General features: G+C 42.4%; 33 protein-coding genes and 1 tRNA gene. 26 read left to right on the forward strand and 8 right to left on the reverse strand.

Translation table 11 applies throughout. The features are described from left to right. From QNI24_RS02605 to QNI24_RS02645, 9 genes are all read left to right on the forward strand, one after another. A partial coding sequence (locus QNI24_RS02605) for a hypothetical protein (protein WP_283708479.1) occupies positions 1 to 371 on the forward strand: 371 nt, incomplete at its 5' end. A gap of 208 nt (positions 372 to 579) precedes the next feature. Further along, on the forward strand, positions 580 to 1,314 hold the full coding sequence (locus tag QNI24_RS02610; RefSeq protein WP_267174725.1) for a penicillin-insensitive murein endopeptidase: 735 nt from the start codon (positions 580 to 582) through the stop codon (positions 1,312 to 1,314). A 102-nt stretch (positions 1,315 to 1,416) separates the two neighbouring features. Further along, on the forward strand, positions 1,417 to 1,911 hold the full coding sequence (locus QNI24_RS02615) for an anthrone oxygenase family protein (protein WP_267174726.1): 495 nt from the start codon (positions 1,417 to 1,419) through the stop codon (positions 1,909 to 1,911). Positions 1,912 to 1,997: 86 nt separating this feature from the next. After that, positions 1,998 to 2,297 (forward strand): DUF3817 domain-containing protein, encoded by a 300-nt coding sequence (locus tag QNI24_RS02620; RefSeq protein WP_267174727.1) that lies wholly within the window; start codon positions 1,998 to 2,000, stop codon positions 2,295 to 2,297. Between the two features lie 429 nt (positions 2,298 to 2,726). Next, positions 2,727 to 3,128, forward strand: a complete 402-nt coding sequence (locus QNI24_RS02625) for a CPBP family intramembrane glutamic endopeptidase (protein ID WP_267174728.1) — start codon at positions 2,727 to 2,729, stop codon at positions 3,126 to 3,128. A gap of 114 nt (positions 3,129 to 3,242) precedes the next feature. Further along, complete coding sequence (locus tag QNI24_RS02630) at positions 3,243 to 3,884, forward strand: NAD(P)H-binding protein (RefSeq protein WP_267174729.1); 642 nt, start codon at positions 3,243 to 3,245, stop codon at positions 3,882 to 3,884. Between the two features lie 58 nt (positions 3,885 to 3,942). Continuing rightward, positions 3,943 to 4,293: a VOC family protein gene (locus QNI24_RS02635; RefSeq protein ID WP_267174730.1), complete on the forward strand. Its 351-nt coding sequence runs from the start codon at positions 3,943 to 3,945 to the stop codon at positions 4,291 to 4,293. A 104-nt stretch (positions 4,294 to 4,397) separates the two neighbouring features. Next, on the forward strand, positions 4,398 to 4,757 hold the full coding sequence (locus tag QNI24_RS02640; protein WP_267174731.1) for a hypothetical protein: 360 nt from the start codon (positions 4,398 to 4,400) through the stop codon (positions 4,755 to 4,757). Positions 4,758 to 4,806: 49 nt separating this feature from the next. Continuing rightward, the gene (locus tag QNI24_RS02645; RefSeq protein ID WP_283708480.1) at positions 4,807 to 5,418 is read left to right on the forward strand and encodes an HD domain-containing protein; all 612 of its coding nucleotides are present in this window, start codon (positions 4,807 to 4,809) and stop codon (positions 5,416 to 5,418) included. A 444-nt stretch (positions 5,419 to 5,862) separates the two neighbouring features. Here the strand turns inward: QNI24_RS02645 and QNI24_RS02650 are convergent, their stop codons facing one another. Next, a complete protein-coding gene (locus tag QNI24_RS02650; RefSeq protein ID WP_267174733.1) occupies positions 5,863 to 6,084 on the reverse strand; it encodes a hypothetical protein in 222 nt (73 codons plus the stop codon). A gap of 286 nt (positions 6,085 to 6,370) precedes the next feature. Between QNI24_RS02650 and QNI24_RS02655 the strand changes: the two genes are divergently transcribed. Then, a complete protein-coding gene (locus QNI24_RS02655) occupies positions 6,371 to 9,235 on the forward strand; it encodes a serine/threonine-protein kinase (RefSeq protein ID WP_267174734.1) in 2,865 nt (954 codons plus the stop codon). 5 nt (positions 9,236 to 9,240) lie between these two features. Here QNI24_RS02655 and QNI24_RS02660 read toward each other — a convergent pair whose 3' ends face one another. The 4 genes from QNI24_RS02660 to QNI24_RS02675 all read right to left on the reverse strand — a co-directional run bounded on the left by QNI24_RS02660 (position 9,241) and on the right by QNI24_RS02675 (position 13,392). Continuing rightward, the gene (locus tag QNI24_RS02660; RefSeq protein ID WP_347177851.1) at positions 9,241 to 9,840 is read right to left on the reverse strand and encodes an ECF-type sigma factor; all 600 of its coding nucleotides are present in this window, start codon (positions 9,838 to 9,840) and stop codon (positions 9,241 to 9,243) included. 147 nt (positions 9,841 to 9,987) lie between these two features. Further along, the gene (locus QNI24_RS02665; RefSeq protein ID WP_267174736.1) at positions 9,988 to 11,721 is read right to left on the reverse strand and encodes an autotransporter outer membrane beta-barrel domain-containing protein; all 1,734 of its coding nucleotides are present in this window, start codon (positions 11,719 to 11,721) and stop codon (positions 9,988 to 9,990) included. Between the two features lie 185 nt (positions 11,722 to 11,906). After that, on the reverse strand, positions 11,907 to 12,134 hold the full coding sequence (locus QNI24_RS02670; RefSeq protein ID WP_267174737.1) for a hypothetical protein: 228 nt from the start codon (positions 12,132 to 12,134) through the stop codon (positions 11,907 to 11,909). A gap of 124 nt (positions 12,135 to 12,258) precedes the next feature. Further along, a complete protein-coding gene (locus QNI24_RS02675) occupies positions 12,259 to 13,392 on the reverse strand; it encodes a slipin family protein (protein WP_267174738.1) in 1,134 nt (377 codons plus the stop codon). Positions 13,393 to 13,705: 313 nt separating this feature from the next. Here QNI24_RS02675 and QNI24_RS02680 point away from each other — a divergent pair, with 313 nt between their 5' ends. Then, positions 13,706 to 13,951: a hypothetical protein gene (locus tag QNI24_RS02680; RefSeq protein ID WP_267174739.1), complete on the forward strand. Its 246-nt coding sequence runs from the start codon at positions 13,706 to 13,708 to the stop codon at positions 13,949 to 13,951. Between the two features lie 127 nt (positions 13,952 to 14,078). Here the strand turns inward: QNI24_RS02680 and QNI24_RS02685 are convergent. Next, positions 14,079 to 14,152, reverse strand: a tRNA-Gln gene (locus QNI24_RS02685). 547 nt (positions 14,153 to 14,699) lie between these two features. Here QNI24_RS02685 and QNI24_RS02690 point away from each other — a divergent pair. From QNI24_RS02690 to QNI24_RS02715, 6 genes are all read left to right on the forward strand, one after another. After that, positions 14,700 to 15,059 carry a DUF2200 domain-containing protein gene (locus tag QNI24_RS02690; protein ID WP_267174740.1) on the forward strand — a complete coding sequence of 120 codons (360 nt, stop codon included), beginning with the start codon at positions 14,700 to 14,702 and terminating at the stop codon, positions 15,057 to 15,059. A 108-nt stretch (positions 15,060 to 15,167) separates the two neighbouring features. Further along, complete coding sequence (locus QNI24_RS02695; protein ID WP_267174741.1) at positions 15,168 to 15,422, forward strand: hypothetical protein; 255 nt, start codon at positions 15,168 to 15,170, stop codon at positions 15,420 to 15,422. A gap of 35 nt (positions 15,423 to 15,457) precedes the next feature. Beyond that, positions 15,458 to 16,252 carry a VOC family protein gene (locus QNI24_RS02700; protein ID WP_267174742.1) on the forward strand — a complete coding sequence of 265 codons (795 nt, stop codon included), beginning with the start codon at positions 15,458 to 15,460 and terminating at the stop codon, positions 16,250 to 16,252. Between the two features lie 119 nt (positions 16,253 to 16,371). Then, a complete protein-coding gene (locus QNI24_RS02705) occupies positions 16,372 to 16,734 on the forward strand; it encodes a hypothetical protein (protein WP_267174743.1) in 363 nt (120 codons plus the stop codon). After that, positions 16,734 to 17,288 (forward strand): hypothetical protein, encoded by a 555-nt coding sequence (locus QNI24_RS02710; RefSeq protein ID WP_283708481.1) that lies wholly within the window; start codon positions 16,734 to 16,736, stop codon positions 17,286 to 17,288. The genes QNI24_RS02705 and QNI24_RS02710 overlap by 1 nt, the downstream gene beginning before the upstream one ends. Then, entirely contained in the window at positions 17,288 to 17,995 is a 708-nt protein-coding gene (locus tag QNI24_RS02715) for a CPBP family intramembrane glutamic endopeptidase (protein WP_267174745.1), read from the forward strand. Before QNI24_RS02710 ends, QNI24_RS02715 begins: the two co-directional genes overlap by 1 nt. A 362-nt stretch (positions 17,996 to 18,357) precedes the next feature. Here the strand turns inward: QNI24_RS02715 and QNI24_RS02720 are convergent, their stop codons facing one another. Next, positions 18,358 to 18,630, reverse strand: a complete 273-nt coding sequence (locus QNI24_RS02720) for a hypothetical protein (RefSeq protein ID WP_267174746.1) — start codon at positions 18,628 to 18,630, stop codon at positions 18,358 to 18,360. Between the two features lie 166 nt (positions 18,631 to 18,796). Between QNI24_RS02720 and QNI24_RS02725 the strand changes: the two genes are divergently transcribed. From QNI24_RS02725 to QNI24_RS02765, 9 genes are all read left to right on the forward strand, one after another. Further along, a complete protein-coding gene (locus tag QNI24_RS02725) occupies positions 18,797 to 19,264 on the forward strand; it encodes a nuclear transport factor 2 family protein (RefSeq protein ID WP_267174747.1) in 468 nt (155 codons plus the stop codon). A gap of 153 nt (positions 19,265 to 19,417) precedes the next feature. Then, positions 19,418 to 19,840 carry a hypothetical protein gene (locus QNI24_RS02730; protein ID WP_267174748.1) on the forward strand — a complete coding sequence of 141 codons (423 nt, stop codon included), beginning with the start codon at positions 19,418 to 19,420 and terminating at the stop codon, positions 19,838 to 19,840. Then, positions 19,840 to 20,055: a helix-turn-helix transcriptional regulator gene (locus tag QNI24_RS02735; RefSeq protein ID WP_267174749.1), complete on the forward strand. Its 216-nt coding sequence runs from the start codon at positions 19,840 to 19,842 to the stop codon at positions 20,053 to 20,055. The genes QNI24_RS02730 and QNI24_RS02735 overlap by 1 nt, the downstream gene beginning before the upstream one ends. A 51-nt stretch (positions 20,056 to 20,106) precedes the next feature. After that, a complete protein-coding gene (locus QNI24_RS02740; RefSeq protein WP_267174750.1) occupies positions 20,107 to 20,769 on the forward strand; it encodes an START domain-containing protein in 663 nt (220 codons plus the stop codon). Positions 20,770 to 20,807: 38 nt separating this feature from the next. Next, positions 20,808 to 21,026: a hypervirulence associated TUDOR domain-containing protein gene (locus QNI24_RS02745; RefSeq protein ID WP_267174751.1), complete on the forward strand. Its 219-nt coding sequence runs from the start codon at positions 20,808 to 20,810 to the stop codon at positions 21,024 to 21,026. 80 nt (positions 21,027 to 21,106) lie between these two features. Then, positions 21,107 to 21,466, forward strand: a complete 360-nt coding sequence (locus tag QNI24_RS02750; RefSeq protein WP_267174752.1) for a hypothetical protein — start codon at positions 21,107 to 21,109, stop codon at positions 21,464 to 21,466. 126 nt (positions 21,467 to 21,592) lie between these two features. After that, on the forward strand, positions 21,593 to 22,504 hold the full coding sequence (bla, locus tag QNI24_RS02755) for a subclass B3 metallo-beta-lactamase (RefSeq protein ID WP_267174753.1): 912 nt from the start codon (positions 21,593 to 21,595) through the stop codon (positions 22,502 to 22,504). Between the two features lie 37 nt (positions 22,505 to 22,541). Next, complete coding sequence (locus QNI24_RS02760) at positions 22,542 to 22,817, forward strand: hypothetical protein (RefSeq protein WP_267174754.1); 276 nt, start codon at positions 22,542 to 22,544, stop codon at positions 22,815 to 22,817. A gap of 24 nt (positions 22,818 to 22,841) precedes the next feature. Next, positions 22,842 to 23,531 carry a hypothetical protein gene (locus QNI24_RS02765; RefSeq protein ID WP_267174755.1) on the forward strand — a complete coding sequence of 230 codons (690 nt, stop codon included), beginning with the start codon at positions 22,842 to 22,844 and terminating at the stop codon, positions 23,529 to 23,531. A gap of 22 nt (positions 23,532 to 23,553) precedes the next feature. Here the strand turns inward: QNI24_RS02765 and soxR are convergent, their stop codons facing one another. Then, on the reverse strand, positions 23,554 to 24,027 hold the full coding sequence (soxR, locus tag QNI24_RS02770) for a redox-sensitive transcriptional activator SoxR (RefSeq protein WP_267174756.1): 474 nt from the start codon (positions 24,025 to 24,027) through the stop codon (positions 23,554 to 23,556). Between the last annotated feature and the right edge of the window lie 28 nt (positions 24,028 to 24,055).

A 24,055-nucleotide genomic window follows, 5' to 3' on the forward strand; every position in this document is an offset into this window, starting at 1 on the left:
ATAGCATCATCATGGAGGATGTTGATGTGATGGAATCATTTGATGTGAACGGCACGTCTGTTAATTTAGAGTTTGATTGTAATCTGGTCAATGAAACTGACAGTTTGTCATCGGCCAATGGTCTAAGCTTCATCACCAACCGTTTGGCATTGAATTTTATTGATCCTGCCAATGGAAACTACCGCATCGGACAGCCATCAGCAGCGGTTGATTTATGTGCTGAAGTGAATTTCAATTCGTCGCCTGTGGACTTTGAGGGTGATTTCCTGGGTTTTGATGACGTTGCTTTTCCTGATGTATCAGGCCCTTATGATGCGGGAGCTGATGAGTCGTACTTATCTGATGTGATTTTTGCCAACGGTTTTGAATGATATTTGGTTTCATCACTAAATAAGGATTATAGGCTTGTGAGGTAAAAAATAATGAACTGACCTGGTATGAGAGGAGAGCTGTTTATTCGCTCTCCTCTAATCAATGGCGATGTGTATGTGGTTGATTGAGTAAATGGTTCAATATCAAGTGCCAACACTTAACAAGCGGTTGCACCAGACAAATTTCCGCTGTAAACTTTTGTGCAAAATGACGTACAAAGCCGACACCAGAAATTTGCTCGGTGAGCTGGGTGTTAGCACTCAAGGAAAAATGAGAACTATATTTCTAATTTTACTTACCTTTGCTTCTGTAGATTCATTCTCAATTGAGAGTACCTGCTTCGGAACATCCTCAAGTGGTAGGCTTGAAAATGGTGTTCGCTTACCTTCTGAAGGAAAAAACTTCATAGGCTACAGTGCCATGGCAAGAATAGCTGGGCGTACCTATGTTCATTCAGTTGTAAGAGATATAATTGTTACTTCCTATAAAGATTTAGAAACAGAACAACCTGACAAAGTATTTAAGTACGCAGAGACTGGTTTACGGGAAGGTGGTGAGTTCAAACCTCATAAAACTCATATGAACGGGCTATCGGTGGATTTTATGACGCCGGTCCTTAATGAGAAAGGTGAGTCTGTTCATCTCCGAACAAACCTTCTGAATCGTTTGGGTTACGATATAGAGTTTGATAAAGCTGGGGTTTACGATGGTTTAGTCATTGATTACGAAGCCTTAGCTGCTCACATCGTTTTACTTCATAAAAACTCAAAAAAACTGGGTTATGATTTGTGGCGTGTGATTTTCAATCCAAAGCTTCAGCCCAGTTTGTTTAAAACAAAGTATGGTGCTTATTTGAAAGAGCATATTCAATTTTCAAAAAAGAGATCGTGGGTGCGGCATGATGAGCATTACCATGTTGATTTTTCAATACCGTGCAAATAAAAGTGCTAACAAAGTGTTCAAGTTTCAGGCAAGCCGGCTAGGACACAGCAAATATGTGTTAGTTTTAAGGTGTTCACACAACAAAGAAGAGGTGTTTCAGTTATGAATTTATTTCAAATAGCATTAATCTTATCCACTTTTCTGTGTTCTTTGGTAGCAGGTTTTTTGTTTGCGTATGCGATAGTGGTGATGCCGGGGATCAAACATTTGAGCGATAGGGCATTTATCAGGGCTTTTCAGGTCACAGATCGCATCATCCAGAATAATCACCCGGTGTTTATGTTGGTTTGGCTGGGCTCAGCAATCGCATTAATAGTTTCGGCATATTATGGGACAACAAGACTAGAGGGCTTGGATTTGTATCTTTTGGCTTTTGCTGCAATTGCGTACGTTGTTGGCGTGCAAGTTCCGACCATTGTTGTTAATCTACCGCTGAATAATAAATTACAAACAATAGATATTGACGCGTTAAGCGAATCTGATATAAAGACAGCTCGTAATGACTTCGAGTCGCGCTGGAATAGGTCCAACTTGATCAGAACGGTCATTGCCGCTTGCGTATCTGCATTGTTAATCGTACTTTTGTTGCGGTTGTGACGCATCGATACTTGTAGCAGCAAACCTAACAAATCGCTGACTTGAAGGGGTTACCTGTCGTAAATCAATTAATAGGAATACATTCAATGTTAAAAATTTTTCGAATGGTCAGTTTAATGGAAGGCATTTCATTTCTACTGATACTGTCTGTGACACTGGGCTTGATCAGCAGAGAGTATGTTTTTGTTTTGGGTATGAGTCATGGTGCTATATTTCTGCTGTATTTCATACTTTCTTTGCTTGTCTCACACAAACAAAACTGGTCTGTGACTGTTTGGTTATTGGTTTTATTGGCCGCTTTTATCCCTTTTGCTTTTATTCCAGTAGAGCTGTTTCTTAAAAAAGAACTGGGGAAAAGCCAACAAAACACAAACCAAGTCAGTTAATTTTGTTCCCAAAATAGTTCGATAAACTATGGAAACAAGAGTTATCAATCTCGTTTTAAACGCAGGTCTCGAAACAAATTGCTGGCCTATTATTGGCGCGTTAGCTTTATAAAGGATTTATAAATGGACTCAAATATACGCACATCAACACCAGAAAATACCCCGTCAGCTTTTGTTTTCTTGCTAGATCTGGTGATTTATATTGCGATTATGTTTCTTGTACGGGAACTGTATTTTGCTCAGTTTAATTTTATAACCAACGGCCTTTTTTGGTCATTGACAACCTTGCTTACTGCAGCAGTTTTGATGCGAATGAGACAGGTTTCTTGGAGAGAAATAGGGTTATGCAAGCCAGAAAATTTTAAAAAAGCATTGTTTGCCACTGTTTTTATTTTTGCCTTCACAATTATTTCAATCGTGGTTTTTCAAATGATAAAAGACCAGCTGGGTCTGCAGGTCGCACCTGATTTGTCGAATGAAAATGCTGCTTCTAAGTTCGGTGAGCTAGCTGGTAATTGGGCACTTTTTTTAACCCTTATTCCTTTCATATGGCTGCAGTCGGCATTGGAAGAAATATTGGACAGAGGGTTTCTGATCAATTGGATAGAAAGAGCACTGGCCAGTACATGGTTTGCCACCATCATGGCGGTGCTGGTTCAGGCCATGATTTTTGGTTTCAGGCATTCTTATGATATTTCAGAACGTTCAATCACTGTGGCTTTGATTGGCCTGGCTATGGGCATTGGTTATGTGGCGTTTGGACGGAACCTGTGGCCATTAATTATTGCGCACTGCATACTGAATACCATGTCTATGCTGGAAAGGGTTTAGATTAAGGCTGCTGACATCTCGAGTGAAGCGGTTAGTCTGAAGCCATTGACCTCAGTCGCAACAGATCCTGTTAATTACGCTAAAATCAATCGCATAAAAAGGTAGAATAAACTCATGAAGAAAGCCATAGTTTTGGGAGCCACGGGATTGGTTGGCAGCAAGCTCATCGAACACTTAGCCAAGGAACCAACCATTGAGAAAGTGGTTGCTGTGACCAGGCGGCCTGTTGCATATGAGTCTGAAAAGATCATCAATGCAGTGGTTGACTTTGATGGGTTAGAAAAACACCGCGATCTTTTCAACGGCGATGTGCTTTTTTCATGCTTGGGGACAACGCTGAAACAAGCCGGTTCGATTGCAGCACAAAGGGTTGTTGATTTCGATTATCAGTATATCGTTGCCAAGATGGCTGCTGACAACCAGGTCAATCATTACCTACTGGTTTCATCCAGCGGCGCCAATGCGAACAGCAAGAGTCCGTACTTAAAGATGAAAGGTGAACTGGAAGATGCCATTTCATCATTGCCATTCAAGCGAATCAGCATCCTACAACCCTCACTGCTCATCGGAGAACGCGAATCCTTTCGTTTGGCAGAAACGGTCGGCAGTTGGGTGCTGCCTGTGGTATGCAAACTGCCAGGGCTGAAAAAGTACCGCCCCATATCAGGTGATCAAGTGGCTGAAAAAATGGTAACACTGGGTTTATCGGCAGGCCAGTCCAGGGAGGTCTATCGACTGGATGAGGTATTCAAATGATGCTCAAAACAGGCCACAATAGATGATGAATTCAACGGTTAAGAACGGGGACTGATTGATGAAATTCAATGAAATTCGCGCCTTTATTCCATGCAAAGATTACGAACAATCCGTATCGTTCTACCGCGCGCTGGGTTTTAGAGGCGAGCCTGCTGGCGAAGACATGATGATGTTTGAGAGGGATGGGTGTACCTTCTTTTTGCAGAAAAATTTTTACGATGAAGCATTTTCAAAAAACCAGATGTTTCAATTAATTGTCTCTGACATAAATGAAACCTATGCAGTGGTGTCACAAATTAACGACAGTGATGCCAGACACAGCGCCATTAAACAGGAGCATTGGGGTCAAGTGATTTATTTGTGGGGGCCATCCGGAGAACTTTGGCATGTTACTGAACTCAACAGCTGATAAGTTTTGGTCGATAACCACCTCACGTTATTCTGTTTTGTGGCGACATAAGCAAACGCAGTAAAATTTGATTACACCCAAGACCCGCTTTCAGGAGAAAGTAAATGACATCAACAGCCGCAGTGATTCTTATCTTAATCGGGATTGCACACAGTTATCTGGGTGAGCGCTATATCTTGATTCGTCTGTTTAAAAGAGGGCAGGTTCCGCATTTATTTGGCAGTGACTTTTTTACCAAAGGCACCCTGAGGTTTTGTTGGCACATCATGTCGGTGGCGGCATTTGGCTTTGCCGCCATTCTCATGCACCAACCCTCACACACTGCTTTTGTGCTTCAAGTCATTGCTGCAGTGTTTTTGGCAAGTGCGGTACTTTCTTTTTACTTTACCAAAGGCAAGCACCTCTCTTGGATCGCATTTTTAGTGGTAGCGGCTTTGTGTTTACTTGAAGCGCATGGGTTGTAAAACAATTAAAATAATGACCTGAGAAAAATGATGCACCAACCACCGCATGATGAATAAAGACAGATGGAAAGCCCTTATGGGTGTCATGGGGTTTGAGCCCTCACTTGATTGTTATGATATTCTCTATGCTGCTTATTCAGAAAAACATCGTTTCTATCACACCGCCAAGCACATTGATGCCATGTTGAAACACTTTGATGAGGTGAAAGAACTGGCCCAGCGACCCAATGAGTTAGAACTGGCCATCTGGTTTCACGATGCCATTTATAAACCGTTTTCAAAAAGCAATGAGCTGGACAGCGCGGTATGGGCCCGAGATTTTATGCTGGCCAACGGTGCAGATGAATCCAATGCGCAGCGGGTTTATGACTTGATCATGGCCACCGTGCACGATGTTGATGTGACATATAATAATGATGCGCAGTTGATGGTAGACATTGATCTGACCATTCTTGGCACACCGCCGCCTGTTTATGATGCCTTTGAAAAGCATGTGCGCAAAGAATACAGGTGGGTGCCTTATTTTATCTACCAAAAAAAAAGAAAGCAGTTGCTCAACTCATTCCTGCAGCATAAAAACATTTATCACTTGGCTTATTTTCGAGAAAAGTTTGAGGACAATGCCAGATCGAACATCAAAAGAGCCATCAATACATTGTAAAACAGCTGGAATTTTGTTTGATTATTTTAGGTGACAATCACTGTTTTATAAAGCTTTGCGGCCATGAACCAAAAAACATGAGAGTAAAGTCAATATCAACAAAGCCATCAGCCCAGTTACAGAAAGCGTTGGAACTGCAGTAGGCTCAATCCCGAAAACCATGGTTGATACATTGTTATCAGGGTTTGGGTCAACATCTTCATTATTTATACTAAATAAACCAAAGGTTGAAGTCCACTCGACTTCTCTTACACCTGTTTCAAAGTTAACTAAAAATAAGCCATAGCAGGTAATTGACTCTCCAGGCGCCATTGGTGGATAGAAAAACTGATAACCAAAAGCTACTGGGTTTGGGGGGCGAGGATCTACAACACTGATTCTAAAATCACATGCTTGATCAATATTGGTGTTCTGAAAAAAATCTAACGCAACACCGGTATCGTTTCAAACTGCAGACGATGCAAGCGCCGATAATGGCCTGCCATTGCCCCCTACATCAGGACCATGATTTGTCAGAGTTATGCTGAATTGACCAACTTCACCAAGATTTAAATCACTGAATTGAGTTTGGTCAACGGAAATTTCGAAATCGCTCACTGCAGCATGCGCTGAATAAAAAACAAAAAGCCATATGAAAGAGACATGTAAAAATTGATATTTTTTCATGTTTTCATAATATATTGAGATGACTAATTAAGTGATTGTTTTCTTAAAATCTTCAAGAAATATTTTAAAAGTTCGTGGTGGGTCGTAAATAGTTGAATAACTATTCTTCAAATATTTCTTTTTATCAATGAAAGCCAAAGACATTGGAAGAAATTTATTTAGTCTGGAAATTGTAGAATTTGAGTCATACCATTCGGGACAATCAGTTCTCAACGCTTACCATAAAACTTGTGTATTTATCTGGTGTATACTTTTGATCTTAGAATAAATCATTACAAAAACCACTATGCAGACTTCTGAACTTTGGCAACAAGCTTGTGAAATATACATGGGGTTGTCTGAGCTAGATAAAAAACACGCACTGGAAAAGATTCAAAAGTTAAAACAATCAACTTCTGAAAAGACAAAAATAGATGTGTTTAAGCTGGTTGAGCAGATGTTCAGTAACGATGAATTGGTCACTCATTTATTAGCACCTGAGTCGATTTTCGATAGTCCGTTCAATGATGAAATTAATATACCGGCCCTCAGAGCAGGTGACATTTTAGATCAATACACCATTACTGAACAAATTGGTAAGGGTGGCATGTCATCGGTTTACCTAGCAGAAAGAAGTGACGCCAATGAACAAAAGCCAGTGGCTGTTAAAGTATTTGATAACATTCGAGCTTCAAATAAACTCATCAACCACTTCAAAGCAGAACAGGCTATTTTATCGAAACTGAATCACCCCAATATTATCTCAATGCATTATGGCAGTGTCGACCAAAACGGTCTGCCATTTATGGTGATGGATTATGTTGAGAGTGCCAGCACGATTGACCAATATGTCGCAGCCAATAAACTTAAAACGCAAGCTATAGTCAAGCTTATTCAATGCGTCAGCGAAGCTTTGGCATATGCTCACGGACATTTGGTTGTTCACAGAGATATTAAGCCCAGTAATTTATTGATTGATGCCAATGGCGTTTTACAGGTAGTTGACTTTGGCATCGCTCAATCCTTAGACAATAAAGGCACAGAACAAGGCACAACAACATTGATCGCTTTGACTCCTGGATATGCAGCCCCAGAACAAATCAATAATCAATCCATCAACGTCCAATCAGACGTGTTTTCATTAGGCGCTGTATTACTCAGTTTGCTGGCAAAACAACCACCCCTGCCGACAGATCGCATGATCAAAGGTTGTCAAACTGACGATGCCTATATCGGTCAGTTATTAAAAAGGCTTAATCTCAATTCTGATTTGAAAAACATCATCAACAAAGCGCTACAGAATGATCCCAAAAGGCGCTACTTAACCATGCAAGCATTGGTAGATGATTTGAGTGCCTGGCTGGATAAAAAGACCGTATCAGCCACCCCAGATTCATTGGGCTACCGTTTAAAAAAATTCAGTCAGCGTCGGCCAGCTGTCATGGCCTCAACACTGACGCTGTTCATCAGTCTGTTTTTGGCGTTGACAGCGATGATGTGGCAAGTACAAAAGACCCAAAAGGAGGCTGAAAAAGTCAATCAAGTAAAAAACTTTATGCTGAACACCTTCTCGGTTACCGATCCTGATGTAAAGCAAGGTGAGGAGGTAACCGCCACTGAATTACTCAACGTGGCCCTGAGAGAAATTCATCCTGATACAGATGATGAGCTGAAGGCAGAGTTACTGCAATCCATTGGGACTGCTTACGGTAATCTGGGCAATTATCCAAAAGCAGTGAAAGTGTTATCAGAAGCCAACAACATTGACAGCAATGACGTTAACATTCAAACAGCCTTGTTAAAAAACCTTCTGGCAGAACAACAGTTAGAAAAAGTTGCAAGTTTGACAGAAAGAATCGAAAAAAATGATGGTTTATCACCAATTAACAAGGCCTTACTTCTGCAAGCCAAAGCCACTTTGGCTTCATCTGATAAAAAGTTTAACGATGCTGAAAAACTATACTTAGAGGCCATAAAGTTTTGGCGAAAAATGGATGACATATACGGTCTTGCACAAGCCAGAAGGGAGTATGCGACGGTACTGGATTTGCATGCCAAAACCCCTGAAGCTCTGAAAGAGGTCAATGAAATCCTGATAGAAATAGAGGGCATTATTCCGGAGAGTCACTCAGTGTATTTAAAAACACTTTATCTGAAAGGGTTTTTATTAACCGCATTGGGGCAATTTGAGTTGGCTCAAGATATTTTTATACCGTTACAACAAAAAACAAAAAAGTTTTTGGGAGAGAAACACCCCCTATACACCAACATTTTAATGAACCGGATCAATGTGAATCGAGGAATCGGTCAAATTGAGGAAGCCGATGCGTTGGCAGTGAAAGCGCAAACAATAATTACCAACCTGTATGATGCTGACCACTTCAACATCGGAAACTTGGCTCAAATCAGGGCGACTTTGTCAATGATGCGTGGTGATTTTGCACAGGCCGCCATGTTTTTAAAAGAAGCTTCAAGAATTTATCAGATTAATTTCGGGGTTGAGAACCAGAGCTATCTGGTTGCACAAACAGATTTAGCAAATATGTTGAATCGTTTGGGTAATTACCAAGAAGCCAAAAAAATCATCGAGGCAGTTTATTCAACACAATTAAAATTGGTGGGAAAGTCCCACCGTGATACTTTCGCAGCTGAATCTCAACTTGGGTTAATACTTTCAAACCTCAAACAACACGATGATGCCATATCGGTTCAGTTAAGATCATTGGAATCAGCGAGAGAACAGCTCGGTGAATCCAACCCACTGTTTCTCAGCCACCTTTTTGGACTTGGCAAGACTTATCAAGCTGCCAATTTGCACCAGCAAGCTGTAGTTATATTTCAGGAAATTTATGACAAAGAACTTCTGAACGAAAACGACCAACGGCAAGTACCATTTAAAAAAAGTTTTGCGAGTTCCTTGTCAGAATTGAATCAGCATCAACAAGCCATCACTTTATCTGAGGAAATGGTTGATCAAACAAAAACAATTTTCGGAATAAATAGCCAACAAGACTTTCAAAACCGAATTTTCCTGGTTGAGCAACTTCTTAAAGCAAAACAAAAAGAAAAAGCGAGGGGGTTGTGGCCAGAAATTAAATCATACTTCACTACCAACAAGAACCAGGAAATGTCAGAAGTAATAGTTGAAATCGAAAATAAAATCAATGATTAGCGTACTTATATACTACTGAGACTGGATTGTTGCTGAACACCTTGAATGAGTGCTTTAACCACTTTCCATTTTCGAATGACCTGCCGTTCTGAACAACGCATTAACCCTGAAATTTCTTTAACCTCTAAGCCAGCAAAAACTTTTAAATCAATTAATTGGGCGTATTCAGCATTAAACTTTTCGATTCGATCAAAGATATACTCCAAATCCATCAGTTCGATATGAACATCTTTATCACCTATTTCCTGGGTCATTTGATTGTAGTATTTCTTTGGTGCCCTTTGCTTAGACCGGTACACATCTATTAAATAACAGCGCATGCTTTTAGCTAAAGAAAAGATAAAATGTTTTGAATTTTTGAACGTTTTACTTTGGTTAAGGCTTTCCTGTTTTAATATTTTTAAATAACATTCATGCATCAAAACGGTTGGTGTGATGGTTTCATTGTTAGGAAGCTGCCCTAAAACTCGACGTGCCATGACTTTCACCTCACCATAACAGGCAGCGTACACCTTGTTTATTCGCTGCGTATGGTTTAGGTTTTTATCATGAAGCAAATATGTAATGGATGAGTCAGTCATTACTTGATTGTAACAATTACCCATTCATTTTATTTAATAGAACTGGCTTTTTTGTTGTCCGATAGGAAAACTTTAAAACCAGTTCACATTTTTTTGAGTGTTTTTAAATAGAGCGGCACTGAAAATTCAAAATAGCGCCTGACTTATTAAGACCGTAAAATTCATAGTTATTTAATCAAAACCATCTTTAAAGATGATGTCATTAAGGATACTTTCGTCCGCACCAGCATCTGCAAAACCAGCCTGGTTAGCAGCAGTTGGGTCATCAAAACTCCGCAAATCCCCATCAATGTCACGGACTGATGACACATCAAATATCTGATCACACAGATCAATGGCGGGTGAGTCTGCTGCTAAATGATAGTCTCCATTTGATCGGTTTAAAAATCTTGGGTTCGCAACCACTACATTATTCGTGTTAACTAAACCAGTCGCATCATGAACTACCAAACACTGAAAAGACTCTGTTCTGCCACTGGAGTCATCGTAAATTGTGTTTAAATTGGTTTCATCAATAATAGATGCCTGGACCGTTAAATCACTCTGAAAACTTATCAGAATCTCATCAACAACTGCATTGTCAGCAATAGTGGATTCCATTATATTAATTTCGGTTAAGTTGCTGACTGTGCCACCATTGCTGCCAATAAATAAATGAAAATCTGAACTTGAGATACCACCAGCATTCAAACCGCTGTTACCATTTGCGGTAATGTAAGAACCAATGATATCTAAACTACCTGTATTAAAAGCATATCCTACTACACCAAAATCAGCACGGTTACCCTCGACGTAAGCATGTTGAACCGATAAGGAGCCATTGGTTTCTGCATAAATTGCACCACCAAATGTAGAATTATTATTGATAATGCTGGTACATTTACCTCCACTCCAATAACAGTTCACGGGCAGTAGTGAGCCATTACGAACTTGAAAACCGACATTCATACCAGCTAGGTTATCAACATAAAAACCACCACCATCGACTGTGGCGCTGTTAGATTCAAAAATCCCACTTCCTATTAAAACAATGCTTTGTGCACCAGTGGCATAAACTGCCCCACCATCATTAGAAGCTTGGTTCAATCTAATTCGCGCAGGTCCATCAACAGTCGAATTGTAGGTAAAATATGCATTGTTTACAAAAACACCACCGCCATTCCTGGCATTGTTGCCTTGAATATTTGATAGCGTCCCACCATCCATAATCATTGAGCACTGATCATACAAGGCAATCCCTCCCCCATCATTGCTGGCCTTATTGTTAGTTATAAGAGTTGAACCATCAAAGTAGACAAAATTGTTGGCTCCCTCACAAGACAGTCCGCCACCATTGGCAGCAGATGAATCATTGTCATTAATCAAAACTTCAAAACCAACCAATGAAACATCACCATCTTTAATACCGATGCCTGCTCCATCATTGAATTCACCGTTCAGAAAGTTCCTTACAATGTCTACCCTGTTGAGCTCAATATCAGCTTGAGCATCAGCAACACGGATGCCATGGCGTCCTCTGAAAAAGCGCATGTCTTCCAAATAAATTGTATTCTCATTTTGGTCACCTAAAATTGTCAATAGGTCACCTCTGTCAGTACTTAAATTTGAGACTGTTACCTTATTGAGTGCACTTATGGTCTTAATGTTGTTCATTGCATCGGTGCAATTTGTAAAACCACCCACCAGCCGCATATCGATGTCGTTCAGAATTAGGTTTTCTCTGTATTCACCAGTACTGATTCTGATTTCATCATACAAGCCAGAATCAATGGCATCCTGTATGCGTGATGTACCCACTTGAAAATCACAGTTGTTGTCGTTTCCTACCGTAGCAAAATCTACCGTTTGTGCATTCAACCCTTGACCCAACAAGATCAAAGTGGCCATATAAATCATTTTTTTCATGCTGTATTTCCTAAAATAATTAAAGTTCATACAGCTATACGAAAGCCACATCACCCAAGTGACATTTTTTTATAAAAGATTAAAAGAAAAGGATAGGAATACACCTCTACAATACATTTGATTTCTAACAAAAATCGACATACTACTGGTAAATTCCATTCCTTTGAATAGACCTCATAACAATATCACCATCGGCTTTTCCACTGTTTTAGGCGTTGTTTTTTCCAACAACGCTGATTTTTATAGAACCTCCAGTTGTAGGTCTCATAACCATGTGGGAAACAGAATGAACAACCAGATTCTTCACCCAGAGTAATTCGGCGCACGAATACGCCTGATACTTTATGGGGTAAATCTGCCCAGCCAGCATCGTTCTTTCCATACGCCTTGATAAGGCAATTTTCTCTTTTCATTGTGATCTCCTTCAGTTAATAAACTAAAAGAGCGCACCTTTCCTGCAAATGACTAACATTCTAAATCCCCAATAAAAAACCCACAGCATCAGAGACACTGTGGGTCTGTTTTACCCTTCAGGCATCAAACATTTAATTTGATGCCTTCTTTGATAACGCCTTCCATGCCGCCGAAAACAGTTAAGGTTTCGACTTTGTCGGCGATTTTTTCCAAAGTTTCCAACTCTTTCAAACGTCTCAAAGTGTCGCTTTGATCCATCAACTTTGCGGTGTTCAACAAAGAACGGGTCGCAGCAGTTTCTTCACGGCGTTTGATGATGTTGGCTTTGGCGGCTTTTTCCGCTTCAACCACTTGGTTCAAGATGGTTTTCATCTCGCCAGGCAAGATGATGTCTTTGACACCCACTTCAACCAAGGTCAAACCGTAGCCAGCCACTTTTTTGGCCACGAAGCCTTGGACAAAAGTATCAATGGCTTCTTTGTCGGCTATCAAGTTGTCCAAGACTTTGGTACCGATGGCTTTTCTCAAAGCCAACTGCAACGCGTTGTACAAGAATTCTTTGTAGTTCGACAATTCAGTCAAGGCCACCACTGCATCGTTGACTTTAAAAGTGGCAGACAAATTAACCCTTAAGCTCACTTTGTCTTTGGTCAAGATTTCTTGACCGGCCACTTCTATGGTCTGGGCGCGGGTCTCCACGACCTCCAAGTTGACTGATTGGTTGTAGTTCCAAAAACCGTATTTACCGGCCTTCAAAGTACGCACCAACTGACCATCGATGAATAACAAACCCACTTGTTGGTTGGTCACTTCTTTGATCACCAAGCCTGCAGACAACACCGAGGCTTTGGCTGCTTTGGCCAACACTTTCATGTCTTTGGCAGACACTTCAATCTGCTCGGTGACATTGATGCGTCTGACTTCCACTTGAGCCGCGGTGTTCCAAAACCACTTCTCAGACTGAGGTTTAATCAAGTCATTGAATTGGCCATCTACATAAATCAAAGCCACCTCATTTTCGTCGGTGCTGATGACTGTGTAGAATTGTTCGCACAAGTTAGTTTTGTTTCTCAACAACACTTTGACGTCTTTCTGGGTGATCTCAGTGGCGGTGATATCAAATAAGCGCACTTTGATGCGGTTACCGAAATCCCAAAACTGGTGTACACCCGCAGTTAAAACGGCAGTTAATTGACGATCACGAAATAACAAACCACGTTCGTTATCAGCAATCACTATTCTTTTTCTAAAAATCATTTTCTTATATCCTGTGCTACTTATCACCAACCCAAGTTGATAACTTCACACTGCTAGTAAAACTCAGTCATTAAAACCTCGTTGTTGTTGTTAATATCATGTCCAAATGGACGCTTAAAATTACTTCCTCATCACCTGCCAACTGCCTCATCAAGCCATCCTGATAGCGGCCATGCTTCGCTCTCTCGCCTTCCGCACCAACGCAAGCCATCCTGCGTTGGCTTTGATTTACCCAAATCTGAGCTCATCAAATAAAAGTCAGTCTCACGACCGCCCAGTGGTCAAGGGTGGGTTGTTCTGGTTCCACCAGATCATGAAGTCAGTCAAATCCTTGTGTGTTCGATACGTCCTAAAAGGTTTGTATCCTGACTTCAATCCTGGTTTCTCAATCCGAACCCAAGGGCTCGAAAAGCAGACCAATGCACCCATGGCGCGAAAACATGCTGCACAAGCCAAGCTTTCCTGGGAGGCCGTTGTGAGTCGACGGCCTTGTCGTTGCTACATGTCGGTAGCAATGGGCTTCTCGCCCACTTCACTGAAACTGACCTGTGATGTTTAAAGACGTCACGCGTCTCTCATTAGATAGGGCTCTCGCCTTGGTGCCTTGCGGCTGGGTTTTTGAACAGGAGTCGAACCTGCGACCTACAAATTAATAATTTGTTGCTCTAACCAATCTGAGCTATCAAAACTTTAGAGAAGGAATTGAACCTTCGACAAGCAAAATCAAAGTCTGCTGCTCTACCAACTGAGCTATCTAAGTATCCAATCACTTGGTATACACACCAACACAGTTGGCTGCACCGGCCTGCCATACAGAGACAGGACCACAAAGTCATTTGGATTCGGGGTTAACTGATGATCATCAGAACAAGCAGTTAAAATTTTTCAGGCAAAAAAAAGCCTGTCTGAATGACCAGACAGGCTTTACGTAAAAGATTCCTGAAAGGCCAATCAATGCCTTTCAAGATTTTTGAAGGGCATTATATCAACGTCATGAGCGCACGCGAGTCACAACTCGGGTGGCTGTTTTGTTTTCTTATGTTGAAATAAAGTGTATTCATCATTGTTATTTGTTTCGTTGGTGGGCACTGCCCAATTTCATAATGGCTGCGCATTCTACGCCTGTGATTTTCAGAGTCAAGCATTTATTAACATATTTTTAACATTTTGATGTTTTTTACTGATCTGTTGTGTCCTTGAGCCTTTGAGGCAGAACCGCCTTTGCTTGTGGGTGAGGCCGTTTAACCAGACCTGGACTCATATTTTCAGGTGCTATAATCTGTAATGATCCATAACAGAGCGTTTTCATGACAGATACCAGCCACCACGATGCCAGAATGGCACAGATGAAGTTTGCGGACATTTACCCGCATTATGTGACCAAAGTTGAAAAGAAAGGTAAAACTGTTGCTGACTTACACCAATTGATTACTTGGTTGACGGGTTTTGATGATGAACAAATCAAACAGCTTATTGATGAGGGTGTGAGCTTTGAAAGCTTCTTTGCCCAAGCGACCATCCATCCGAATGCCCACCTCATCAAAGGCTTGATTTGTGGTTATCGGGTAGAGGAGATCACCAACACCCTGACCCAACAAGTGCGGTATTTAGATAAGTTGGTTGATGAACTAGCCCGAGGCAAGAAGATGCAAAATATATTGCGGTGATGAAAAGCATTGTTGACAATGAATCAGATGGGACATTTTTAGTAACCGGTCCACAGGCTTTTGTTAGATGATATGGCGCTGATAAAACCGCAAAATAAGTCGCTGCTTTTGACTGTTTTAGTCGCAGTTGCTGCTTTTTGGGGCGCACATTTTTCTCCATACATTGGTTATGCACTTGCTTTGGTTATCCTTTTAATGATTGGCTTTTATTCGCATGCGGCGTGGCCATCTTCAGAAAAAACTGAAAACCCCTATCTTTTTTCATTGTTCTGGGGTTTGATTATCGGCTTGTTGTTGCCGTTCCTTGTTAAGGTGTTCATCAATGAGGGCATTGATGGTTTTATTAGAATTTTTGAGTTTTAGTTTTATAGTGATATCAATACTGGAGGTGAATGGTCATGAATAATCCATTTCAAGCGAGCATCGGGGTGGTTATGAGTGCTGATATAGCGGTGCCAAAGCATGCGCAAATGAAACAGTTCTATGCGGCGATTTTGACCACGGGCGACAAGGCTTTTTGGCAATCCGACTTAATGAATTCCTTGGGTATACCGATCATAGGATTGGGTAAACAAAGCCCAGAATATGGTGAATTGCCATTGCAGTGGATGCCACACATGCAAGTGGCTGACGTTGGCCACAGCGTGACTCAAGCGCTGGCATTGGGCGGTCGTGAACTGGTTCATGGCAAAGATGAGGCAGGTCGGAGCCAATGGGCGGTGATGGAGGATCCAAATGGTGCGGCATTTGGTCTGATTCCGCTGGTGGCAGATGCGATGTTGCCAAAGCTTGATGATAAAAGCGATGCAGAATTGGCCCACATGGGCAACATTGCGTGGCTAGATTTAACCGTTACTGATGCCACAAAGACCCGTGATTTTTATTGCGCGGTGGTGGGTTGGCAAGCCGAAGAAGTCGCGATGAAAGATGCAGGCAATGCTTATGCTGATTACAACATGCTCAACAGCAACGGCCAGCCTGCTGCTGGGATATGTCACGCCAAAGGGGTCAATGCCGAGCTGCCAGAAGTGTGGTTGATGTATCTGCCAGTGGGCGATTTGGCAGACAGCTTAAAACAGGTTGTGTCGTTGGGCGGACAAGTGCTCAATCAGTCTAACAACAACAAAAACCAGCCAACCCAGGCATTGATAAAGGACCCAAACGGGGTCAGTTTGGTGTTGGTGCAGGGTTGATGGCAGGTATTATGCTGGCACTTGAACAGTCAGATTGTAATAAGCGATTCAGATCAGTCATTGGTTTCATTTTGGCAGTAAATCTCAACAAACTTTCACTGGAGTCATAAATTAGACACATGAATAAACTTTTATTGGTCTTGGTTTTTGGCCTCAACTTGAACCCAGCCAAAGCAGCAGATGACTTAGAAATTCCACTGTATCAAATGCTGAAGATGAATTTCAATGAAGCGGATCCCAGCAGCAATCCAGAGGTGATGATGCGTCAGTTTGAGTATATTTCCTCGGCTTCGCTGGCAGACATCTTGGCATTTTACCGCGACAGTGATCACACCCAATCATGTGAATACAACGACATGGCGGATAATTACATCTGCCGTTTAGCCAAACACAAGAAGGTGTCATCAGGGTATGTTTTTATTCCTGCCCAAAGTAAGGGTGGTGAGGTGACTGTGCTGGCTGATTATTTCTTTTACCCATGATGATTAACTGGCATATAAACGGTGGTGATTGGTTGAACACATTCATCAATTCAAGCGTTCTGCTGGCTCTGTTTGTGGGCAGTCAATCGATGGCAGCGACAGCATCCAGCGATGACAACTATTCGATGTGGGTTGAGCCGAATTACGTCGATACCGCTTACTCGGCCTTGCTGAAAAGTAGCAGCGTTAAAAAAGTACCTACTGAAGATGACATTCATGACCACATTCCTTTTGGTTGGTGGCCTTATCGGGTCAAAGCTGAGGTCTTGGATGTGTACAAAGGCCCCTTGAAAGTAGGTGATGAGATTGAGCTTTTGGTCTATGTTTCGGTGCTCTCCCAATTACACAATGAACTGCAAAAAGATGCGTTTTTGGTGAGTTTTTGTCTATCAAAAAATGGCGTCTATTACACCAGCCGCGACTACCTGGTGCAACAAGCCAAGCCTGCCAACACCCAGCGATTCGCTGCGGTCAGAGAGAACGGCACTGATTATGAAGGTTCCGGTGATTGTTCCGGCAACTACCCTTCGTTGAATCCTGACACCCACCACTGATGCTTGGTATTGTTGTTATCCTGTTGGTTTCTTGGGGTTTGTTGCATGTGACCACCCAACGGCACTTGACTGCTCTGGGTTTGGGCATGAATAAGCGGCGTCTTTTGTATGTTTTATTGTCGTTTGTTTTCGCCATGACCACCTGTGTTTTGAGTCAGTGGCTGGATGCCGAACTGGGTCAGTTTACTTGGCGATTGAATCCATCTTTTACCTTTTCGCTGCTGTTGGATGCGGTCTTTTGGGACCTGAAGTCGGTGCTGACTGAAGAACTGATTTTTCGCGGGGCTTTGTTGTATTTGCTGATCAGGTGGTTAGGAATCTATCCAGGGGTGGTGATTTCTGCCGCAGCTTTTGGAATTTATCATTGGTTTTCTTATGGTATTTTTGGACAGTTGATGCCGATGCTGGTGGTGTTCTTTGGCACCGGCATCATGGGTGCCGCTTGGGCTTTGTCATATGCCAAGTCAGGTTCCTTGTGGCTGCCAGTGGCCTTGCATTTTGGTTGGAATTTCACCCATAACAGCCTGTTTTCAGAGGGGCCATTGGGCGCGGTGGTTTGGGTCGCCAATGAAGCAGCTGATGTTTCAGGCTATTGGGCTTTGTTTAATTTTATGGTGCCGATGGTGCTGGTACCGATTTTCACTTTGTTGTTTGTGGTGTTTGTCATTCCACAAGAAATGAACAAAACTGACGCACCCGTTCAGTGAAGTCGCTTTTTACCTTTGATGTAAATCGCCGTGGAGATCAGTAAGCACAGTATCAGAAGGAAATTGATGCTTAAGGGCACCGGCAGCACTTGGCCTCTGAAATAGAAGGGGATATCGATGAACTCAATATTGCCATTGTTAATTTGTACAATTCTCAAAACAGTTTCAAGGTACCCGCTCTGTTCAAATGTAGTCGTTACTGTACAAGTGTAAGTTTCGTTGATCTCAATGTCTGCTGAGATGCGGTAACCGTAGAAAAATAAATAGTCATCCACAGGCGGGCGAGGATCACCACTTAATAGGATGCGGCAATTGGGGTCATTGGTTGGGCTATTTGCGATGTTGAAAAATAAATCAATGTCTTATGTGGTGTTGAAACCAAGAATAACAAACAGGTTATCTTCCATGGTAATGGCGTTTGGCCCAAGGTTGGTGATGTTGATGTTGATCTCTCCGGTCTCTCCTGGCGCAATGCCGTCTTGGAACGCCTCTGACGTTATACTGAGTTCAAACAGCCTATCATCTACTTGGGCGATGGCACCAAAGCACAAGAACAGCATTAAAATTAACACCATCATGTGCTGGGCGTTGAGGTATGAGTGTTTATTGAATGTGGTTTTTTGTTGTGATTTCATGTCATCAATTACTGCTGCGATATCAATAGTCCGCTTTCAGGCTGATTAAGATTATACCTAATGTGCCTTAGGTTCACGGCATAATACTGATAAATTGCCTTGATTAAATATGGATTATGCATTGATAATAATTACTTACGGTTAAATTGCGGACAATGAGATTACTATGAAACGATTGCTTACAACCATGCTTTTGTTAACCACCGCGGTGGTGGTGATGGCAGCGGCCAGTCCAAAAGATGTCAAAACCATCAATGCAGCTCGCAAAGCTTTTAATAAAGCAATAGCCGAACATGATTTGATGGCAATGAAAAAATTTCTCGCTGAAGATTACGTCATTACCATCAGCGATGGCAGCATTGAGCGCTCCAGGGATGCGCATATCAACAGCTTTGCAGCGCACTTTAAACAATACCCAGATGTGAAATACACCCGCAACCCCACTGGGATTCAAACCAGTGAAGCCTATCCACTGGCCATTGAACATGGCACTTGGGTTGGTACTCGAACCACCGAGAGTGGCCCCTTAGAAAATGGCGGAGAGTACACCGCAGCTTGGCGCCGAACGGAACACGGTTGGGTGATTTATTCCGAGCTTTTTGTCGCGCTGTATTGTGAGGGCGAGGCTTGTTGAATGTGGCTTTTCGCTTATATATCAGGGCCAAAATTACCAATTAGTTCCAACCAAAGCCTAAAAATAGCGTTGCTAACATGTTAAAAATATTTGACATGAGTGACGGTTATGGCTATCATTGATGTTAATTATTTTTAACATTATGGGTGTTCAATGTCTTTTCAAGAAAAATCTGCGTGGGTTATGGTGGTCGGTTTAGTGGTTTCCACTGTGCTCTATGCATTCCTCGTATACGTGATGTCCTCAGCCGCGGGTCAGTTGGTACCGCTTCATATTCCGGTTCTGGTTGCTTTCACGGTTGTGCTCACTTTGATAGCGGTAGTGGGTCATATAGTCATAGCCATTTTTTCACCCAAAGAGGCCAACGCCAGAGCGGATGAAAGGGAACAAAGAATCATCGATAAATCAGGTTACCTATCGAGTAATGTCCTTGGTTTTGGGGTGATTACATCGCTGATGGTGTATTTATTTTTTTACAATGGTGAGCTGCTGTTCTACGGCGTTTTTGGTAGTTTAATTGTGGCGCAAATATTGGAATACATGCTACAAATTTACTACCAACGGCGAGCCATATAATGGCCAAAAAATTCCCCATCGCCAATCAAGTGCGCGCCTTGCGTGAACATAAGGGCAACATCACACAGACCGAATTGGGTGAGGCGGTGGGTGTTACCCGACAGACCATCGCTGCGATTGAACAAAGACGCTATTCGCCATCTTTAGAGACTGCTTTCAGAATTGCCCTGTTTTTTCAGGTGGGCATCGAAGATGTTTTCAATTGGGACGAATAGTGGTCTTAATGTTGCACGAATAATTGATGCCAGGTGCAGTATGCTGTATGTATGATGAAGTTGATTATGACATTGATGCTGGCTTGCTTGGTGATGGCTGCGGCAGGTGCTGAAGAAAACTGGCAGTTGGTCAAAGACAAAGACCAGATACAAATTTTTGCGACACAAAAAACTGGGCACAAACTCAAACACCACAAAGCCGAAACCGAAATCAATAAAGACGTAGACACGATTTTGGCGGCATTACAAGACACGGCAGCCTGTCCAGAGTGGGTGTATCAATGCATCACGAATAAAATGGTTGAGATGATTGATGTCAAACAAAGGATTTATCACACCTCAATTGATTCGCCGTTGTGGTTTAAAAGCCGTGATTTTTATCTGCAATCAGACGTCAGTTTCGATCCCAAAACCCGTTCATTTGTGATTGTTTTGGTTTCAATTCCAAATCATGCGGGTTTTCAGGAGAATCATGTCAGGTTAACAGATGTGAGTATGATTTGGCGTTTGCACCCGATTGGTGAAAGTTTGACCGCGGTCAGCTATGAAGTCTATATTGATCCTGAGTTACCCATCAAGAGCATCAACCACCAAATGATCAAACGATCTATTTTTAAAACCATCGAAGGATTGCGTCATTTGGTAGAAAAGCCAATTTATGCACAAACCAAGTACACTGCATCTGAGCTAGAGATGTTGGTGGAATTGGATTAAGCAACCAGATTTAGATTTATTTTAGTGAGGAAAACACAGTGAAAGAAGCATACCAAACCAACAGCAAAGTCCAGTGGAACTGGGGCGATGGCACTGCTACCGGATACGTGCGAAAAGTCTACCGTGAAGCCGTCACTTTGACCCTCAAAGGCACCGAAGTGACACGCGATGCCAGTGATGACGAACCGGCTTATTTGTTAGAACAAGAAGACGGTGATGAAGTACTGAAATCCCATTCTGAGTTGAGCAAAGCTTGATTTCACGTCAAATTGCTTTACATTTTTTGCACTGAAAACGGCATGCTGCGGTCTTATCAGTACTTCAATCAGGAAAATCAATGATGTTACATCAAAAAACACTGGCAGCAGTCTTCGTTTTGTTGCTTACGGTGAGCAACTTTGGCTCGGCTCAAAGCACAAACCGAGCAGAACAAACTCCCCCAACATGGCAGCCCAACACCGATGTGGAGGTTTTTTGGATGGCATATACCCAATCCAAAGGTGGCTTGACCTGGGGTCGCTCGGCGCAATACCCTGAATATAACTTGGTTAAGGAAGGTGACACTTTTATGGTTGAGTTGAGTCAAGGGCCTTGTTTGATGGAATTTTTCCACAGCCGTTGGCGCCGAGCCAATGACGTCAGGCGATGGGATGACAGCATCAACGAATACGGTGGCTGTCCGTTCGTATTCGACTAAGGTCGTAAAACAAATACCTGCATCAACAGACAACGATGATGCAATATAAGCGTGAACACAACAATTCATTTGCTCGTGGGGTGTGCTTGTGATTTAATCGATACATCTGATTAATTCAAAAGTCACATGTCAATCAAACACTTGAGGTTCTTGTTCCTTTTTATCACCAGCTCATTGATTTTATTCGCTTGCAGCAGTACCCCGCATCAACATCAAAAAATGGCTCAAGCAATGTGGGCTGAGACCTGCACAAAGTGGGATGACTGGGATAAGCCAGGTCCACCATTTCAAGTTCATGCCAACACCTATTATGTTGGAACATGTGGTATTTCAGCCATCCTAATTACCGCTGATGCAGGTCATATTTTGATTGATTCTGGAACACAAGCAGGTGCTGATGTGGTGATTGATAACATTCAAAGTTTGGGCTTTAAACTGAATGATATAAAATGGTTACTGCACAGTCATGAGCATTTTGATCATGTCGGTGGCATGGCTCAATTACAACAACTAACCAACGCCAAACTGCTGGCATCTCAAGCGGCAGCCCCGGTATTACAAAGCGGAATATCAGCAAACAATGACCCTCAGTCTGGGATGCATCAACCATTTCCTGCCGCGCAGGTTGATGGGCAGGTGCAAGCGGGTAAGGATTTGGTTTTGGGTTCTATCACCTTGACTCCCATTGATACGCCTGGACACAGCCCAGGGGCATTGAGCTGGCAATGGCAATCATGTCAAGCAAGTGAGTGCCTGCACATAGTATACGCCGATAGTTTATCACCCATCAGCGCTGATGCTTACCGCTTCAGCGACCATCCTGAATACGTTAAATCGTACCAACAGGGCTTGCATCAATTGGGTCAGCTTGAATGTGACATCATTTTAGCCCCCCACCCATCTGCCAGTGGCATGCGAGATAAGTTATTGGGTGGCACCGGCTTAGTGAATTCAGCTGGGTGTGAACAATATGCCCAAACCGTTGCCAAACGCTTGCAACAGCGTTTGGTAGATGAGCAACAGTCGGATACCAATTGATTTGGTATAATATAATTCGTTTAACAGGAGTCAAGTTATGAGTCGAAGAAAGGAAAGATCAGCAGGTTTGCGCTTGTTGTCTGCGGTGGCATCATTTGTGTTTTTGGGTGCAGGTATTTATATGTTTTTTGCTGGAGTTAATCTATACAACTCGGCGTTGATGACATCTGCTGTTTTGGGCTTGGGCATTCCCGCGGTGGTTGCTGGCGATGGATTTTTAGAAATGGTTGTGGGTTTTTTTGAGGTCTTTTTTGATGGATTGATGGAGGTTGTAGGCGGTGTGCTTGAGGCGCTGTCTTCGATATTCAATTGAAATTTTCACAGTGAGTTTTAATTGATGGTTAATCGGCTGACCACAATTCTCAAAGAACAAATGCGCTTGCTGTTATTCCATCGCATCAGGCCGACCTTAGCCACTGATTTTTATGCTTACCTCATTTATGTGCTGATCATCACTTGGGTGGTGGGTATGGGCCGTTATTGGGACAGTCCATCTGCCGATTGGTGGCAGCTTCTGGGTTTGGGCTCGGTGCTTTACATGTTCTTTCTTTCCAGTCTGTTGTTTGTTCTGATTTGGCCGTTAAAACCCAACAATTGGTCATACCAAACAGTTTTGATTTTTGTTGGTTTGACTTCATTACCAGCCATCCTGTATGCCATTCCACTTGAACAATATGTGCCTATGGAACAAGCCCAAAGTATCAATGCATGGGCTTTGACTTTGGTGGCATCTTGGCGCGTCGCGCTGTATGGTTTTTTCTTGCACACGGTTGCCGGCTTGGAGGGTCTGGATTGGGTGGTTGCGATGCTGTTGCCATTGAGCGCTATTTTGGTGGCGCTGTCTGCGCTCAATCTTGAACACGCGGTGTTTGAAATCATGGCAGGTAACGCGACATCTCCAGAAACAGCCTCAGACAAGGCCTACTTCATGGTGCTGTTTTTGAGTGTTTTTGCTTACATCACTTTGCCGATAACTTTGATTATTTATTTTTATCGAATTTATGTGAAATGCAAAAAAACTGCTTGAAAGTTGATTGTTTAATGTCAGTTCACTGGGCTTTCTGTTGCAACAAAACCGCACCTGCTTGTTGCTCGCCTAATTCGTCATTGGGGTTGTAAAGCGGGCAGGCTTTGAGTGATAAACAGCCACAGCCAATGCAGCTGCTTAAGTGGTCCCGCAGGGCCGAGAGTTGTTGAATTTTTTGGTTCAGTTCATCATTCCATTGTTTAGATAGTTTTTGCCAATCACCTTTATCAGGGGCATGTTTGGTGGGCAGAAAAGACATCGCTTGTTTGATGTTTTTTAAACTGATGCCCACTTGTTGTGCCGCTTTTATCACCGCAATGCGCCGCAACACATCTTTGGTATAGCGCCTTTGGTTTCCCGCATTTCTAACCGAGTGAATCAAGTCTTTCTCTTCATAGAAATGCAAAGTTGCCACACTTACCCCGCTGCGTTTGGCGACATCGCCAACAGCCAGATTGGCTGGTTTGATTTTCCTTGTTTTTACTTTCTTTGTCATGGTGCTTGACCTCAAGTTAACCTGAGGT

The organism is Marinicella marina (assembly GCF_030065545.1).
In the GTDB taxonomy this organism is placed as follows: Bacteria; Pseudomonadota; Gammaproteobacteria; order Xanthomonadales; family Marinicellaceae; genus Marinicella; species Marinicella marina.